Consider the following 18,040-nt stretch of genomic DNA (forward strand, 5'->3'; position numbering starts at 1 on the left):
AAATTACAACCTTTTGTAAAAATAAATTCGTGCTAATTAGTGTAATTAGTGGCTATAAAAAAAAATCCTTTTTTAATCCAAATAATCTGTGGCAAAAAAAACTATTCAGAAACCGCTTTCACCTTATGACCAAAAGCTCCAAAAGAAAGAATGATCAAAAAACAAACTAGCGGAATAATATATCCAGTTTGAATATCATCGTGATTCATATCGATTAAAGTTCCCATCCCGTAAGGAATAATAGCTCCACCAACAATTGACATTACCAACCAAGAAGAACCCGTTTCAGTATTCGATTTTAAGCCTTTAATTCCTAGAGAGAAAATCGTTGGGAACATAATTGACATAAAGAATCCAATTCCTCCAAGAGCGTAAATCACTACGATTCCAGAACCGTAAATTGCGACCAGGCACAGTAAAACACTCATTACGCAGTAGATTGACAATAAAACATAATCTTTTACAAAACGTAAAAAGAAAGTTCCAATAAAACGTCCCGCCATAAAAAGGAAACCATAGATTCCTAAATAATATCCAGCAGTTTTTTCATCTAATCCAGCTCCTTGTTGTGCGATACGAATAAAGAAACTGGTAATGCAAACTTGAGCTCCCACATAAAAAAATTGAGCAGCAACTCCCCAGCTTAAATGTCTAAATTTTAAAACAGAGAAAAAACCGGGTTTAATTTCAGCTTCTGTATGAGTTGCTTTCATTGAAGGCAATTGTACGAAGTAAAATATAATAGCAACCAAAACTAAGATGCTTCCTAAAACAATATAAGGCATTTTTACAGAAGCCGCTTCGCCCAATAAATAAGCCGCTTTTTCTGCTTCTGGCATTGCTGCCATTTGCTCTGGCGTATGATTGGTTCCTGAAAGAATGAATAACGAACCTACAATAGGAGCAACCATTGCCGCCAATCCATTGAAAGAAGCTGCTAAATTCAATCTTTTAGAAGAAGATTCTGCAGGTCCTAATATTGCAGCGTAAGGGTTTGCACTGGTTTCTAAAATCGTTAAACCACATCCAATTACAAAAAGGGCAAATAAGAACAATTCGTAAGTTCTAGTATTAGCTGCTGGAACAAACAAAAATGCTCCTGCTGCAAAAACTAATAATCCAGTAATGATACTGTTTTTATAACCAAATCTTTTAATCAGCATTCCAGCTGGAATCGCCATAATGAAGTAAGCAAAGAATACAGAAGTATCAATAAGAGTAGACTGGCGATTATTTAATTCGCACGCTTTTTTCAAGTGCGGAATTAAAACTGAATCTAAGTTGTGGGCCATTCCCCACAGAAAAAATAGGCATGTAACTAAAATAAAAGGCAAAAGGTACTGATTTCCTTTTCCGCCTTCTGTTGGCACTTCATGTTGATCGCCAGCTTGGTTTGTAATTTGCATTTAGATAGTTTTTTAGTTGTTTTTTTTAAGGTTCAGAGGTTCAAAGTGGCAAAGGTTCAAAGTGAAGAAACCTTTGTTCCTGTGCACCTTTGAACCTTTGTCCCTTGAAGAAAAATCATTTTTTCTTCACTAAAAGTAAGTGATCGCAAACCAAAACGATTTCACCGCGTTGGTTAATGATTTCTACATGTTCGGTTACGGTTCCCATTTCTGGATTTTTGGCTTCACCTTTTTCAGAAATAGTTACTTCTGAGTGAATAGTGTCGCCGATATGAACTGGTTTTACAAAACGCATTTTGTCGTAACCTCTAGAAAAAGCTTCTGGATTTATTTCAGATGCTGTTAATCCAATTCCGATGGCAAAAACCATGGTTCCGTGCGCAATTCTTTGTCCGAATGGCTGAGTTTTGCACCATTCTTCGTCCATGTGATGAGGAAAGAAATCTCCCGTGTGTCCAGCATGAACCACAAAATCGGTTTCTGTAATTGTTCTGCCTAAAGTTATTCGTTTGTCGTCGATTTGATAATCTTCGAAAAAAGTTGATTTAAAATACATAATTTATTCTTTTTATTCGTCAGCTCAACATCGCGTTTATTTTGAAGAGGACTTAAATTTTGTTTTTTGGTTTTGAAATATAGTGTTTTAATTACACTTGTTCAAAAGAAATTCCACCGTTTTTGTTACTTTCATAACAAGCTTCTACAACTTTCATCGTTCCCAAAACATCTTGGACACTTGCTGATAATATCGTGTCAGAACCTTCTTTGTAACGCATTAGATTAGACATTGCACCAATAAAAGCTTCTGGAAACCATGAACCTTCCAATTTTACTTCTGTCCATTCGTACTCATTTTCATTATCTTTTTTGGGCAATGCATACTCAAAAACGTCAGGAAGACCGTCAGGATAGTTCATTAACAAGCCCATTTTTGCTTTAACAGCGCCTTTCGTTCCTTCCCATTTAATATAACTTTCTTCGTGTTTTGGGCCAAAATGATGATCGTGATTGGTATTGATTACAACATGTTTATCTTCGCCATAATCCAAAATAATAGTAGATCGGCTTGATGATAATTTTTTAAGCGGATGTTTAGCCGTTTTTGCCAGTACATTTTTCGGATTTCCTAGAAAAGATCGAATGCAGTCAATATAATGCACACTATGGAAAAGAATTTCCAATCTTGGATGTTCTTTTATTAAAGGAAACAATTCCCAAGGCGTATTTACAGTAACTTTGAATTCCAAATCGTATAATTCGCCAATAATTCCCTGATCGATTAAATATCTTGCAGCGCTTACAAAAGAAGCAAAACGCAATTGGAAGTTGATTGCAGCAACCAGATTCTTTCTTTCACAAACTGTTACAATCTCGCGTGCCTGAGCCAAATCATTTCCCATTGGTTTTTGAATCAAAACTGCAGCGCCGTCAGGTAATTGTTCTAAAATTTCGATGTATTGATCTGGTAAAACGGTAATATCATAAACAGCGTTTGAAGGCGCATTTTTTACTGCATCGGCTACACTTTCAAAAACATGATCGATTTTGAATTGTTTCTGTAAATCGTATGCTTTTGAAATCGTTCTGTTGGTAATACCAAAAACTTTAAAACCAGCCATTTCATAAGCAGGAAGATGAGCATCTTTTACAATTCCGCTTGCTCCAATAATCACAATGGGCTGTTCTGTTTGGGGAAGTAAAGGTTTATAGGGAATATTCATTTGTTCTATATTTTGAAATTAAGCCTGCCAATTTTAATTCTTGACAGAGCTGTGTAATGTTGTTCCTTGACTTAATTCTCTTATTTTCTTTTGAGTTTCTTCTAAAAGTATTGCCGATGGAATATCAGTTTCAATGGCTTTTAAAACAGTGCCATCAATAAGTTCGGCTACTTTTGGCCAGATTGGTGTTTGAGGCAGTGTTAATGCATTTTCATGAAGCATTTCCAGTTTATGATAAAATGGAATTAAAGTATTAATTTCGGCATCTTTCCAAGTCGATTTTCGGCATCCGATTCCGCCTTCCGTAGTTAATAATTTATCGCTTTCGGGCGTTGTGGCAAAACGTAAAAAATCGTAAGCCAGTTTTTTATGTTTGCTTCCGGAACCAATTGTATATAACCAATATACATTCAAAGAAGCTGTTTTATGACCAGGATCGGATGGGAGGGAAGTGATATCGATTTTTCCTTTCACTTTCGATTCTTCGATCACTTCTGCCATAGAAGCAAATCCAAACCAGTTGATTGCCATTGCTGCTTGTCCTTCGGCGAAAGCCAAACCTGCTTCAACCGAACCAAATTCTCTCGATTTTGGATGAACCGCATTTTTGTCATTGACCATTTTTCTATAAAAGTCCAATGCTTTTATTGCTGCTTCGTTATGTATATCTATATGATTTTTTTTGTTTAATAAAGAACCGCCACGTGTCCATAATTGCAGACAGAAGTCAAAAACCATATTATGTCCGTCTGGATAATTGGCAAAAACAGCACCGTATAAATTTTGTTCGGGACGATTAAAAAATGTGGCAATTTCTGAAAATTCCTGCCACGTTTTTGGAGTAGAAAGTTCGTAGCCAAACTGTTCTTTAAAATTATCTTTTTCTGTCTGGTTTTCAAATAAATCTTTTCGGTAAATCAGACATTCCGGCCCGTCGTGAAATGGAAGTCCGAAAATGCCATTGCTCAATTTTTGTAAATGCAACAGCGATTTATGCCATCCAAAAGGATAATTTTCAGGTGGATTTTCTCCAATTAATGAAAACAAATTAAGAACCGCATTTTCGTTTGCTGCATCAAAAATCCAATCGGTATTGATGTGGGCGATATCCCATTTTCCTTCTTTTAGACCCTTTTCTGAGATAGTAGTTTCGTACAAATCATGAAGTTCTAAGGCAACCATTTCTGCTTCCATTTTTATATTGTTTTGAAGGCAGAAAGCATCCCACAATTTTCGAAGTGTACTTTCGAAAGGATCGAATTTTCGAACGGCGATTCTAATTTTTTCCATCAGCAGTCTATAAATTCTTTAATAATTTTCTCGTTGTCCTGACCTAGTTTTGGCGAGCCTTTTCCTGAAGTCATATATTCGCCGTCAATTTTTATCGGACAGCGTGTAGTTTTATAAGTATAGCCGTCAAGCATTTCGACTTGCTGGGTGAAATTCAAAACCTTAAATCCGTCTTCAGCAAATAGCTGCTGATAGTTTAAAACTCCTGCGCACCAAATGTCGGCGGGTTCTAAAATATCTAACCAAAACTGTGTTTCTTGCGTTTGCAAATGATCGGCAAGTATATTTTTGATTTCGTCTCTAAGCGTAAATTTGTTTTCAGGAAAAGCTAATAAAGCATCACATTTTAGCAAAGAAGCCAAAACAGGAATCGATCCCATTGCTAGTGCGAGATAACCGTTTTTGGTTTTGTAAATTCCGTATGGAGCGCCCAAATAAGCGTGTGCGTTATTGGTTTTAGTTCGAACAGGCAATTCGCCGCCGTCATTAAAATAGGTCGTAATTGTTTCAAATTGAAAATCAAATGCAGATTCCAACATACTGACTTGAACTTGTGCGCCAATGTTATGAGTTGCTTTTCGGTATAAGGAGGCTAAAATTCCTTGCGCTAAATGAGCTCCGGCAAGCATATCTACAATCGATAATCCCATTGGAACTGGACCATCTTTATGATTACCGCTTAACCAAGTCAAAGCCGTTAAAGATTGTAAAAGCAAGTCTTGTCCCGGTAAATCTTTCAAATCTGGATGTTCTCCAAAACCTGAAATTGACCCATAAATCACATTTGGATTAACGTTTTTTACGTCATCATAACTCAAACCAATGCGCTCCATAACTCCGGGTCTGAAATTGTGCATGACAACATCGGCTTTAGCTAATAGTTTTTTTAGTTTTTGAAGTTCCTCTGGCTGTTTAAAATCAATCGCAAAAGATTCTTTGTTTCTGTTGATAGTATGAAAAACAGACGATTCGCCGTTCATAATCAAATCAGAAGTATATAAAGTACGGCAGATATCTCCCGTTCCCGGTTTTTCAATTTTTATCACGCGCGCTCCCAAATCGGCCAGACGCAAACTCGCCGACGGGCCCGAAAGAAACTGACTGAAATCTACAATTAAATAATCTTCTAATGGTTTCATTTTTTTTGTTTAACCGTTTTTATGGTTTAATCGTTTAATCGTTGTATTTGTTTAACCATTAATTCGTTTATTTGTTTAATACGATTAAACAAATAAACGATTCAACAATCTAGCGAATAAACTGTTCGTGTATTTTCAAATTGTCCTGTCCTACTTTTGGTGCTGCTTTTTCGCTTAGCAAAATTTCTCCATCCAATTGTATCGGACTTCTGGTGGTTACCAAAGTTTCGCCTTCGGTATTTTTAACGGTTTGTTTCAGCTGTAATTCATTTACAAAGCGCTGATTGTCCAGTTCTTCGTAATTGAAAACTTTTCCGCACCAAATACCTTCTTTCTGCAATATTTCAATCCAATAATCAGAAGTTTGGGTTTGAATTCTTTCACTCAAAATCGTTCTGATTTCGTCGCGCTTTTCAAACCAAAGATGTTTATCTGCAAAGGCATTTAAATCTAAACCTAATGTATTTCCAATAAAAAGTAAATCACCCATTGCGAGAGACAAATAACCATCTTGCGTTTGATAAACTCCGTAAGGTGCGCTTAAAAAAGCATGCGCACTTCCTTTAATATCACCACGTTCAGGCAATTGACCGCCATCATTTAGGAAAGAAGTAATCGCTTCAAATTGTACATCGAGAATAGATTCCAGCAAACTGACTTCAACCAAAACACCTTTTTTAGTTTTGGCTCTTTTTAGAAGCGCTGCTAAAATTCCTTGTACAAAATGATTTCCACACATTAAATCGGCTACAGCCAAACCAAAAGGAACTGGGCCTTGACTTTTACGTCCACTTAACCAGCTTAAGCCAGAAAGCGATTGTAACAATAAATCTTGTCCCGGTTTTTTTGCCCACGGTCCTTCATTTCCGTAACCTGTAATAGTTCCGTAAATAATCTGTGGATTTATAGAAAGCGTATTTTCAAAATCTAATCCGATTTTTTCCATCACTCCAGGTCTGAAATTATGTGTCATAATATCAGCCTTTTCGATCAGTTTTTTAATTAAAACCAAATCGTCAGGATTTTTTAAATCGGCTGCAAAAGATTCTTTATTTCTATTAATCGTATGAAAAAGTAAACTGCTATCATCTACAAACAAATCTTTAATACTTAATTGTCTGCAAGCTTCACCTTTTACGGGACGTTCGATTTTGATAACACGTGCGCCCAAATCGGCCAGTTTTAATCCTGCCGAAGGTCCTGCTAAAAACTGGCAGAATTCCAGAACAACTAATCCTTCTAAAGGTCTCATACGGTCTGGATTTTTAGAGATTCCGCGTAAAGCGAATTCATTTCTTCCAACACTTTTAATTCGTCTCCGCCATTCATCAAATAATTGCGAACCACATCTCCCGCATGATCTTGGAAATACATGTGTCCATAGTATCTCGGACGAAGGAAAGCGCGTTCTAAAGCTGGTAAAGTATTTTTGAAATAATCGTGTGTCACTCCATTAATTCTTTCGCTTTTCCAAGCTTGCAAATGTCCTGGCTGACCGCCATTATCAGTATAAATATTCTGCTGAACCTGTGATGAACACGTAAATTCAGCATATTTTATGGCTGTTTCAATATGTTCGCTGAATGAAGAAACCGCTAATCCAGTTCCTCCCAAAGAAGAAATCATCGGATTGTCATTCAATTTAACTAAATCATAAAAATGTAAAAGGTTTTGGCTGTAGCCAATGCGAGAATAATTGGAATAACCATAAGCAAAAGGGCAGTAGGCAATTTCGTCTGAATTAACCATCGCTTCATAAACTTGAATTGGATTACGGTTAAAGTTTTTATTATCAATTAATTGAGCTAATTCTCTAAACATTTGAAGGGCTTTGATTCCTGTGGATTCAGAAATCACTTTTTCTTCAGAAAGAAAAGGAGCTTCGCCCAAACTGCAGCAAAACATATAAAAGCTCATTAAAACATCTACAGGAATTCCGGCAAAGGCAACTAAACCTTTTTTAGCCAATGCTAATAAATCATCATACGTTTTAGGAACTTCTAAATTGTTTTTTTTCAAAAGATCCAAGCGGGCAGAAGCAACAGGAGTTGCAGCATCGATTGGAAGCGCCCATAATTTGTCGTGAAAAACATAACTTCCGTACGATTTTCCAACAGTATTACTTTCTTGATCTTTAATATATTCGTTTGATAAATAATCAGATAACGGAAGAATCGCTTTGGTTTGCGCTCCAAAACCTGTCCAGGGATGATCAATGACCAATAAATCAAATCTTTTGGCTAAGTCTTCGATAGAGGCATCGGCAAATTCTTGTAAACTTCTCTTTTCCCAAGAAATTTCAACATCAGGATGTAATTCTGTAAAACGCTGTGATGTGGCAACCATTGGAAGTAAACCTCTTGTATGATTCCAAGTTATGCCTTTTAATTTTATCATTTTTATATAGGAATTTTGGGTAGTGAAATCGTTTGAAATAATAAATGTAAAAAATACAATTACAAAAGTAGAAATAAGATTTAAATGAACAAGGAATCCTTTATTTATTAAAGAATCTTTTTGCATAAAAGGATAATTAGTGATGTAATTTCTACAAACTGTCTAAAAAATGTTATAAAAATTTAAAGTTTAGCTATTTTAAGAAGAGGAAAATAAAATATATCTCGGATATTAATTTTTAAAAAGTATTTTTGTAATTGTATTTTTTACATTTATTAATTTTGCTTTGCTTTTTTACAGGATTTAGAATAGATAAGAAGTAGAATTTCTAGGATGATTATACGATTGATGGAGACTTTTCATCTAAAAAATTAAACTAACAATTAAAAATATACGATTATGAAATTAATACGTTTTGGAGAAATCGGAAAAGAGAAACCTGGAGTTTTGATTGGAGAAAAGAGATATGATGTTTCTTCACTTGTAACCGATTTTAACGAAAGTTTCTTTGAAGAAAACGGATTAGAGAAATTACAAAAGGTATTAGAAAGAAATCCAACTTTGCCAGAAGTTGATGCTTCTGTACGTTTAGGTTCGCCTGTTGCGAGACCTTCAAAAATTATCTGCATTGGCTTAAATTATATCGATCATTGTAAAGAAACCAACGCACCGATTCCGACAGAACCAATTATTTTCTTTAAATCAACAACTTCTTTGTGCGGTCCAGATGATGATTTGATTATTCCGAAAAACTCTGAAAAAACAGATTGGGAAGTAGAATTGGCTTTTATCGTGGGCAAAAAAGCAAGTTATGTCGAAGAAGCTGAAGCTTTAGATTATGTGGCTGGTTATGCTTTATTAAATGATTATAGTGAAAGAGCTTTTCAACTAGAGCGCGGCGGACAATGGGCAAAAGGAAAAGGAAGCGACACTTTTGCGCCTCTTGGGCCATTTTTGGCTACAAAAGATGAAATCGCTGATGTGGATAATTTAAAAATGTGGCTGACGGTAAACGGTAAAAAATACCAAGATAGTAACACGTTGAATTTAGTTTTCAAAATTCCTTATTTAGTGCATTATCTAAGTCAGTTTATGACATTGCTTCCAGGCGATATTATCAGTACAGGAACGCCTCCGGGAGTTGGTTTAGGAATCAAACCAGATCCGATTTATATTAAAGCTGGCGATGTTGTTGAATTGGGAATTGAAGGTTTAGGAACAAGCAAACAGAAAGCTGTAGCATATCAAAAATAAAAATTAAGAAAGTATAAAATGAAATATATTGTTTGCGAAAAACCTCAGGAATTTCTATTAAAAGAAACCAATATTCCAGAACCAAAAGAGGGAGAAGTTTTATTGAAAATTAAAAGAATCGGAATCTGCGGAACTGATATTCACGCTTTTGGTGGAACTCAGCCGTATTTTGAATATCCAAGAATTTTAGGTCACGAATTGGCTGCTGAATATGTAAAGGGAAATGCAGAAGGATTTAAACCGGGAGATAAAGTGACTTTTATTCCATATTTCAACTGCGGAAAATGTGTTGCCTGCAGAAACGGATTGACAAACTGCTGCGTAAATATTAAAGTTTTCGGTGTTCATATTGACGGCGGAATGGCTGAATATGTTTCGATTCCAGAACAATATTTATTGCACGGTCAAGGTTTAGATTATGATGAATTGGCTTTGGTTGAACCTTTGGCAATTGCGGCGCACGGCGTTAGAAGAGCGGCTGTAAAACCAACTGATACTGTTTTGGTAATGGGAGCAGGACCAATCGGAATTGGTTTGATTCAGTTTGCTAAAATTGCCGGAGCAAAAGTAATCGTAATGGACATTAACGATTACAGATTAAATTTCTGTAAAACGGAACTAAATGCAGATGAAACGATTAATCCGTTAAATGATGATGTTGCGCAAAAGTTAGCTGAATTGACAAACGGTGATATGGCAAATGTGGTTATTGATGCTACAGGAAATCAGAAAGTAATGAACAGCGCTTTTAATTATATTTCACACGGCGGAAGATTTGTTTTGGTTGGACTTCAAAAAGGCGAATTAAGTTTTAGTCATCCCGATTTCCACAAAAGAGAATCGACTTTAATGAGCAGCCGAAATGCGACTATTGAAGATTTTGAATATGTAATGAAATGTCTGAAAGAAGGAAAAATCGATCCTAAAAAATACATCACACACAGAACTAGTTTTGATGAAATGATTACTGATTTTGGGAATTTGATTGATCCGAAAAATAATGTGATTAAGGCGCTGATTGAAATAGATTAAGAATTACAGTTGAGTTTTTACATCTAGTTTGTCATTTCGACGAAGGAGAAATCTTCGCGAGAAACTCTACAAAGATTGGCGAATTTCTATATGGAGCTACTTACGAAGATTTCTCCTTCGTCGAAATGACAAAAATGAGGAAAAATATAACTTTAAATACCCACAAAAAATGGATTTAAACTTGAAAAATAAAATAGTTGTCGTTTCTGGTTCAGCTGGAAAAGAAGGCAGTATCGGAGAAACAATCGTGAATAGATTGGCAGATGAAGGCGCAATTCCGGTTTTGGTTGACAGGAACGCTAGAGGTTTCGAATACGTAGAAAGGCTTCAAAAAAGAGGAGTTAATTCACTATTTGTACAAACTGATGTAACAGATCCTGTTGCAATCGAAAATGCCGTAAAAGTAATCGGAGCTAAATATGGAAGAATCGATGCTATAATTAATAATGTTGGTGTAAATGATGGTGCAGGATTAGATGCTTCTTACGAGGAATTTATGGATTCATTGAAGTTAAATGTAGTAAGTTACTTTTTATTGGCTAAATATGCACTTCCTTATTTAAAAGAATCAAAAGGAAATATCTTAAATATAGGTTCAAAAGTGGCTTTAACAGGTCAAGGAGGAACTTCTGGTTACGCTGCTGCGAAAGGCGGTGTTTTAGGCTTAACAAGAGAATGGGCAGTAGATTTGATTCAGTTTGGAATACGTTCGAATGCGATTATTATTGCTGAAAGTTATACGCCTGCTTACGAAGATTGGATTAAAACATTGCCAGACGGAGAGGCAGTTTTGAAAAAAATTAGTAAAACGATTCCGTTAGAAAGTCGTATGACCAAAACAGAAGAAATTGCAGATACAGCACTTTTTATCATCTCAGAAAAATCGTCGCATACAACGGGACAATTTGTTTTTGTGGATGGAGGTTACGTACATTTAGATCGCGCTTTGATAAGCGATGTTAATTAAAAAGATATGAGTAAAAGAATAGATTCCCATCAGCATTTTTGGAAGTTTGATCCCGTTAGAGACAGCTGGATTGATGAAACCATGCAGAATATTCAAAGAGATTTTCTTCCTGAAGATTTACAGCCATTATTAAAAGAAAATCAGTTTGAAGGTTGTGTTGCAGTTCAGGCAAGTCAGTCAGAAGAGGAAACTCATTTTTTATTGGATTTGGCTTCTAAAAATGATTTCATAAAAGGAGTTGTCGGCTGGATTGATTTGCGAAATGAGAATATTGCTGACCGTTTGCAATTCTTTTCAGATAAAAAAAAGCTGAAAGGTTTTAGACACGTCGTTCAAGGCGAAGCTGATGATTTTATGTTAGGAGCAGAATTTAGAAGAGGAATCGCAGCTTTAAAAGCATTTAATTATACTTACGATATATTGATTTTCGAACGTCAATTACCAGCTGCAATAAGTTTGGTAAAAGATTTTCCAAATCAAAAATTTGTAATTGATCATATTGCCAAACCAGATATCAAATCGGGAAGTATTGATTCTTGGAAAAAGGGAATCGAAGAAATTGCAAAGTACGAAAACGTTTGGTGTAAAATCTCAGGAATGGTCACAGAAGCCGATTGGAAAAACTGGAAACCAGAAGATTTAAAACCGTATTTAGATGTAATTTTTGAAAACTTTTCAATTGATAAATTAATGTACGGCTCAGATTGGCCAGTTCTCAATGTTGCTTCTGATTATAGTGAAGTGGTAAAAACATTGGAAGATTATATTTCGAAGTTTTTAATTGAAGATCAAAATAAGATTTGGTTTGAGAATGCGAATGCATTTTATAACCTATAAATAGATTTTTAGCCACAGATTAAAGGATTAAAATGATTAAAAAATCTGTGAAAATCCTTTAATCTGTGGCTAAATATTTTCTCAACTAATTTTCGCAGATACAATATTTTTAATTTGTGAATTTGTGGCGAAAAAATTATTTCAAAACATCATTTTCCGGAGCCCATTTCTTCTGCCATTCAGGATATTTCTTCAAAGCCTTTTCAGGTTTATCCGTATACCAGGCATAACCTGTTCTTCTTTCACGGCTTACTTCGGCTAAAGAATATAGAAACTCACTGTCACGATCGGAGAATAAAGGACGATGTGTTTTAAGTTCGTAATAACGAGTCCAAATAGGCGGAACAGTAGTATCGTGCACGACTCTTACGTCATTTTTGATTTTCTTGTATTTAGATTCCATTTCTTCAGCAGCAAAACTTTCAACTCTGGTATTATAGATTTTAGAATCCTGAAACCATTTTATAGCACCTTGTACCGCATTAATAATTTTTTCATTTGGATTATCAATATCCATTAAAAACAAAACTACATCAACACTTTCTGCATTGCAGATGCTTGGCGGTTCAAATTTACGTGCCCATGCAGGTTCAAGTGTTATTTCGTCGTGTTGTTGGCACCAAGCAGTCAATTTTCCGTTGTCTTTAATTTGCATTTTTAAAATACAATCCAGTCCTTTTTGGTAAGCGTTGACTACTTTTTTTCGGATTTTAGCGTCAATAAAAGCATAATCAGGATCATTATTTACAATCTTTTTTAAAAGATTCATGATTCCCATATACGCTCCATCATTAAAAGTAATATGTCGACTATAGCCTTTTTCTAAAGGAAAATATTGTGGCCAGCCTCCGTTTGGATATTGTGCTTTTATGGTGAAATTAATGCCACGCAAGCATCCATCTTTATACCTCGGATCTTTTGTGAGCGTATAAACCTGTGCCAGATAATGAATGTGCGTATAAGTTGTTTCATTATCAAAAGTAGTATGCTCAATATATTTCGTTTTAACTACACTGTCTATTTGTTGTGGAGTCAAAATAGCTTTCATGTCATAATTTTTTGGCCATCCGCCATTGTCGCGTTGGAAATACAGAATATTATCGGCAATTTTCGTATAATCCGTTTCAGCATATTTCGGCTGATTTGGCACTGGATTTATGATATTGGTTTTGTCTTTTATAAAGTACCAATGGTTAGTGCCATCAGTAAAAGGTTTTGTACTGATTTCACTATTTGACTGCGCATGCAAGCATAAAAATGAAAAAGCGCAAAACGCAGATGCCAATAATTTCGAGCTATTTATGGAATTGAACATAGAATCTCGTTTTTAGAATTTAACCGCTTTCTTAGGCACGTTTTTGTCAATAGTAGTCGTCTTAGAAAAATTAGCAGAAGAACCACTTAAATCAATATTTTTGCTCGCTTCACCATTAATTGTAATCGCATTTGATGAAGAAGGATTGAACTCGATATTTTTCAGCGAAAGGTTTTTAGTGTTGTATATTTCGAAAGCATTTTTAGCCTCAATATCCAATTGTGCGTTACTGATTTTAATTCCGTTAGCATCAATTATAGAAAAACCTTTTTGTGCCTTAGCAATCAAGTTTGTGATTTCAATATTTTCTAAATTCATTTCCGGGAGACCTTGTAAAAAGACAGCTTGCTGAGCGCCTTTAATTGTGATGTTTTTGATTACGATATTTTTAAACTGAGGCGTTTCTTCGTTTACTGGAATCGCTTTTGTGCTAACCGTATTGCCGCCTTCTGCTAAAGTCTCAGCGATTGATTTTCCTCCGTAATACAAATCAAAAGAAATTGCCTGAGATGGAATATCGGTCATAAAAACATCTGAAATGTAAATGTTTTCTACAACACCGCCACGTCCGCGAGTACTTTTAAAACGAAGACCAACATCAGTTCCCATAAAAGTACAGTTAGAAACGTGCAGGTTTTTTACACCACCAGACATCTCACTTCCAACTGTAACACCGCCATGACCATGATACACGATATTGTTTTTAACGATGATATTTTCGCAAGGAACACCTCTATCACGTCCATCTTTATCTTTGCCTGATTTAATGCAGATGGCATCGTCACCCACATCAAAACTTGAGTTTTCGATTACTACATTTTTACAAGATTCTACATCAAGTCCGTCGCCGTTTTGAGAAAACCATGGATTGCGAACGGTTATATTTCGAACAATTAAATCTTCAATTAATAACGGGTGAATATTCCACGCAGGAGAATTTTGGAAAACAGGTCCGTCAAATAGCACTCTTTTACTATTTTGTATGCTTACCAAAACAGGACGAAGGAAATCATGAATAGCTTCAAAATCTTCTTTTGTTTTTAAATCAAGACGAATGTTCTGATCGGCACCTTTAGCACCTTTTAAATATTGTTCAGAAGGATACCAGCTGTCTTTCTTTTCATTTAAAACCCCGCCAGAAGCTACAAATTTCTTCCATTGTTCATCTGTTAGTTTGCTCTTTTTAACTTGTCGCCAAGCTTCGCCAGAACCATCCCAAACACCATTTCCTGTAAATGCTATATTTTCTAAATTTTTGCCATAAATAGGAGAGATGCATCGCCATGTATTTAAACCTTCAAAGCTGGTTTCGATTATTGGATATAAAGATTTATCGGTACTGAATTTGATTAATGCACCTCTTTCTGCATGAAGTTCAATATTACTTTTTAGAATGATTGGACCAGTCAGCCAAATTCCAGGTGGAATAATCAGTTTTCCACCGCCTTTTTTAGACAATGCATCAATCGCATCCGCAAAAGCTTTTGTATTCAAAACATAACCGCCATTTACTGCACCAAAGTCTTTTAGATTCACACTGTACTGCGGAATTACAGGTTCCTGTACTTCAGCCATTTTAAATTCAATATTTTTATACGTGTCAGCAGATTTTTGTGCCGAAGTGGTGTTGAAACTCAAAGCAAAAGAGGCTAGAGCGACACATAAAAGGTTAATTCGGTTAGTTTTCATTCTTATTCTATTATAGTTAAAAGTCTTTTTAGGGAAATAGATTCACTGATAATTCAATTTTTAATTACTGAAATTTTTATTCAATAAATAAAATTATACTTTTTTAATTTGAAATATTCAATGTAATCGATTACACAAATCTATTAAAAAAATATTATGAAATAGAAATTCTAGCCTATTTATCACATCTTTTTTGTGAATTTAATTTTTTTTGAATGTGAAATCAATAGAAAATGAAATGACTGTTTTTATATAAAAGTGTATAAAACATAATGTTTATCAAAGTTACAGGAGGGTACAGGATGCATAGTTTTTTATGTTCGATTAAATTGTGCCGAATATTTAATTTATCTGTTAAAATTAATCATGATGTAAAATTTTTAGTACTTAAAATTTATATCCTGATAATTTTTCAGAAGAAAAAAAGAAAATAATGCGTTCAATTCCTTTCAACAAATTACTGATCATTTTTTTAATGGTATTTACAGTTTCGGCAAATGCTGCTGAAATCTGGGTTTCTCCAACTGGAAAAGATATAAATTCTGGAACCAAAGAGAGCCCGTTGGCAACGGTTCACATGGCAATGCGAAAAGCCAGAGAACTTCGTCGCTTAAAAGATCCATCAATAAAAGACGGAATTCGAATTATAGTAATGAACGGAACGTATTATTTAAACGAACCTTTATTTGTACGACCAGAAGATTCTGGAACAGCAGATAGTCCTACAACAATTGAAGCCGATGTAAATGCAAGACCCATTATAAGCGGTGGAATAGAAATTAAAAACTGGACAAAATCGACAACGGTTATCAACGGACTAAAAAAAGGTGCTGTTTGGGTAACCGATGCTCCTAAAAAAGCAGGAAGCCTAATTGATTACAGACAATTGTGGGTAAACGGTAAAAAAGCCGTTAGAGCCAAAAATACTGAGGGGACCACAATGGAACGTATTTTATCATGGAATCACGAAGAACAAACTTGTTGGATTCCGTTTAAAGATAAGTCGATGAAGTTCGAGCCGGGAATGGAAATGTTTATCGTACAATGGTGGTCGAATGCCAACTTACGCATCAAAAATATCGAAGTACAAAAAGACAGCGCCAAACTTTCGTTTGAAGAGCCAGAAAGCCGTATTCAAAGTGAACATCCGTGGCCTGCTCCGTGGATTTCTAAAAATAACGGGAATTCTGCTTATTTTTTAAACAATGCTTTTTCACTTTTAAACGAGCCTGGAGAATGGTATTTGGATAAGAAAAATGCTAAAATCTATTATGTTCCAAGAGTTGGAGAAGATATTAATTCGGCAGTTGTAACCGCACCTGTTTTAGAAAATCTGGTTGAAGTAAAAGGAACGATCGATTCGCCTGTACACCATTTTCAATTTAAAGGAATTTCGTTTCAGTACAGCAACTGGCTACGTCCTTCACAGCAAGGCCATGTGCCGTTGCAGTCGGGTTTGTATTTGTTGGATGCTTATAAACTTAAAGTTCCAGGAACGCCAAATCAGGCGAATTTAGAAAATCAAGCTTGGGTAGGAAGACCTCGTGCAGCGGTAGAAGTTAATTATGCTAATAATATTCAGTTTGAATCTTGTCGTTTTGAGCATCTGGCTTCGACAGGTTTAGATTTAAATAAAGGAACAAATCACAATACCGTAAAAGGAAATTTATTTAAAGATATTGGCGGAAGTGCCATCAATGTTGGGATTTTCTCAGAAGAAGCTTTTGAAGCGCATTTGCCTTTAATCATAAAAGATGAAAGAGAAATGTGTTCTGATGAAGTGATTTCGGATAATTTAATCACCAACGTAACCAATGAAGATTGGGGAACTTTGGGAATCAGCGCTGGTTTTGTTAGAAACATCACAATTGAACACAACGAAATTTCAGATGTTTCATATTCCGGAATGGCAATGGGCTGGGGTTGGACGCACACGCCAAACGTAATGCAGAACAATAAAATTCTGGCGAATAAAATTCATCATTATGCCAAACATTTACATGATGTTGCAGGAATTTATACGCTTTCAGCTCAACCTGGCAGTCGAATTGAAGAAAATTATATCGACAAAGTTTACAACAGTCCGTATGCACACGATCCGTTTTTATGGCTGTATTTATATACCGATGAAGGAAGTGAAGGTTTTACGATTAAAAACAATTGGATTGCCGAAAAGAAAATCCTTAAAAACCATAACGGTCCAAAAGGAAATATTTGGGAACACAATGATCCGTATGTGAGCACTAAAATAAAAGATGCAGCAGGAATTAGAGCGCCTTATAAAGATTTAGAAAAAGAAGTTGTAATCGATGAAAAATGGGGATTGCAGGAAATGCCAAAACCGTATGTGATCGAATTGATTGGTTCTGATTTTGATATCGAAAAAATCAAATCGACTTTGGTTGGTTTTAGAATTGTAGGTCAGGAATTGTATCAATGGAAAAATCATTTGGTGATTTACGGAAAGATGAATCAGCCCGAAAGAACAAAACGAAAACTAGCGGGCGCTTTTCCTTCTTTAGAAATTAAAATCTATGAAGATTTAGTTTATGATTTCCAAAATTTCGAAAGATGTAAAGATTCAAAACCAGCATCAGATTGGGAAAATATTGTTTTAACAGCGAATCTTCCAGCCGATGAAAAACTGCAAAAAGAATATGTAGAGTATCATAAAACACAATTCGAAAAATGGCCAGAAGTAGCCAAAGGTTTCTGTAATGCCGATTTTCAGCAATTGCAGGTTTTCAAAAAAGACCGTCAATTGATTTTGGTAATCAGTATTCCGAAAGGAGAAAATTTGGATAAACTAAATCCAAAGACAACGGAAAATAATCCGCGTGTGGACGATTGGAATGCCTTAATGAAAAAATACCAAAGCGGAATCGAAGGCGCAAAACCAGACGAAACTTGGATTTTTCTAAACAAAGTAGAAATAGAAGCAAAAAAATAATAAGCATAATAAACCCGACAGGTTTTTAAAACCTGTCGGGTTT

General features: G+C 35.3%; 14 protein-coding genes. 5 read left to right on the top strand and 9 right to left on the bottom strand.

Translation table 11 applies throughout. The features are described from left to right. Nucleotides 1-101: 101 nt before the first annotated feature. From fucP to DMA14_RS16365, 7 genes are all read right to left on the bottom strand, one after another. Nucleotides 102-1,406 carry an L-fucose:H+ symporter permease gene (fucP, locus tag DMA14_RS16335; protein WP_111425658.1) on the bottom strand — a complete coding sequence of 435 codons (1,305 nt, stop codon included), beginning with the start codon at nucleotides 1,404-1,406 and terminating at the stop codon, nucleotides 102-104. Nucleotides 1,407-1,521: 115 nt separating this feature from the next. After that, nucleotides 1,522-1,962, bottom strand: coding sequence for a MaoC/PaaZ C-terminal domain-containing protein (locus DMA14_RS16340; RefSeq protein ID WP_111425659.1), 441 nt, complete (start codon nucleotides 1,960-1,962; stop codon nucleotides 1,522-1,524). A gap of 91 nt (nucleotides 1,963-2,053) precedes the next feature. After that, complete coding sequence (locus tag DMA14_RS16345) at nucleotides 2,054-3,127, bottom strand: Gfo/Idh/MocA family protein (protein ID WP_111425660.1); 1,074 nt, start codon at nucleotides 3,125-3,127, stop codon at nucleotides 2,054-2,056. Nucleotides 3,128-3,160: 33 nt separating this feature from the next. Beyond that, nucleotides 3,161-4,417 carry an extracellular solute-binding protein gene (locus DMA14_RS16350; protein ID WP_111425661.1) on the bottom strand — a complete coding sequence of 419 codons (1,257 nt, stop codon included), beginning with the start codon at nucleotides 4,415-4,417 and terminating at the stop codon, nucleotides 3,161-3,163. Then, nucleotides 4,417-5,556 (bottom strand): CaiB/BaiF CoA transferase family protein, encoded by a 1,140-nt coding sequence (locus tag DMA14_RS16355; protein ID WP_111425662.1) that lies wholly within the window; start codon nucleotides 5,554-5,556, stop codon nucleotides 4,417-4,419. The genes DMA14_RS16350 and DMA14_RS16355 overlap by 1 nt, the downstream gene beginning before the upstream one ends. Before the next feature lie 109 nt (nucleotides 5,557-5,665). Then, on the bottom strand, nucleotides 5,666-6,808 hold the full coding sequence (locus tag DMA14_RS16360) for a CaiB/BaiF CoA transferase family protein (RefSeq protein WP_111425663.1): 1,143 nt from the start codon (nucleotides 6,806-6,808) through the stop codon (nucleotides 5,666-5,668). Next, on the bottom strand, nucleotides 6,805-7,953 hold the full coding sequence (locus tag DMA14_RS16365) for an ABC transporter substrate-binding protein (RefSeq protein ID WP_111425836.1): 1,149 nt from the start codon (nucleotides 7,951-7,953) through the stop codon (nucleotides 6,805-6,807). Before DMA14_RS16365 ends, DMA14_RS16360 begins: the two co-directional genes overlap by 4 nt. A gap of 399 nt (nucleotides 7,954-8,352) precedes the next feature. Here DMA14_RS16365 and DMA14_RS16370 point away from each other — a divergent pair, with 399 nt between their 5' ends. The 4 genes from DMA14_RS16370 (at nucleotide 8,353) to DMA14_RS16385 (ending at nucleotide 12,043) form a co-directional block, all read left to right on the top strand. Continuing rightward, complete coding sequence (locus tag DMA14_RS16370; RefSeq protein WP_111425664.1) at nucleotides 8,353-9,207, top strand: fumarylacetoacetate hydrolase family protein; 855 nt, start codon at nucleotides 8,353-8,355, stop codon at nucleotides 9,205-9,207. An 18-nt stretch (nucleotides 9,208-9,225) separates the two neighbouring features. After that, nucleotides 9,226-10,239: a zinc-binding alcohol dehydrogenase family protein gene (locus tag DMA14_RS16375; protein ID WP_111425665.1), complete on the top strand. Its 1,014-nt coding sequence runs from the start codon at nucleotides 9,226-9,228 to the stop codon at nucleotides 10,237-10,239. 169 nt (nucleotides 10,240-10,408) lie between these two features. After that, nucleotides 10,409-11,206, top strand: coding sequence for an SDR family oxidoreductase (locus DMA14_RS16380; RefSeq protein ID WP_111425666.1), 798 nt, complete (start codon nucleotides 10,409-10,411; stop codon nucleotides 11,204-11,206). A gap of 6 nt (nucleotides 11,207-11,212) precedes the next feature. Further along, nucleotides 11,213-12,043: an amidohydrolase family protein gene (locus DMA14_RS16385; RefSeq protein WP_111425667.1), complete on the top strand. Its 831-nt coding sequence runs from the start codon at nucleotides 11,213-11,215 to the stop codon at nucleotides 12,041-12,043. A gap of 136 nt (nucleotides 12,044-12,179) precedes the next feature. Here DMA14_RS16385 and pelA read toward each other — a convergent pair whose 3' ends face one another. Both pelA and DMA14_RS16395 read right to left on the bottom strand, forming a co-directional pair. Beyond that, nucleotides 12,180-13,358 carry a pectate lyase gene (gene pelA, locus DMA14_RS16390; protein ID WP_111425668.1) on the bottom strand — a complete coding sequence of 393 codons (1,179 nt, stop codon included), beginning with the start codon at nucleotides 13,356-13,358 and terminating at the stop codon, nucleotides 12,180-12,182. A gap of 12 nt (nucleotides 13,359-13,370) precedes the next feature. Then, on the bottom strand, nucleotides 13,371-15,047 hold the full coding sequence (locus DMA14_RS16395; protein ID WP_111425669.1) for a glycoside hydrolase family 28 protein: 1,677 nt from the start codon (nucleotides 15,045-15,047) through the stop codon (nucleotides 13,371-13,373). 433 nt (nucleotides 15,048-15,480) lie between these two features. On the opposite strand from DMA14_RS16395, the gene DMA14_RS16400 reads away from it, so the two are divergent. Next, entirely contained in the window at nucleotides 15,481-17,997 is a 2,517-nt protein-coding gene (locus DMA14_RS16400; protein WP_111425670.1) for an L-rhamnose mutarotase, read from the top strand. Nucleotides 17,998-18,040: the final 43 nt, after the last annotated feature.

This window comes from Flavobacterium sharifuzzamanii (assembly GCF_003254585.1).
Classification (GTDB): Bacteria; Bacteroidota; Bacteroidia; order Flavobacteriales; family Flavobacteriaceae; genus Flavobacterium; species Flavobacterium sharifuzzamanii.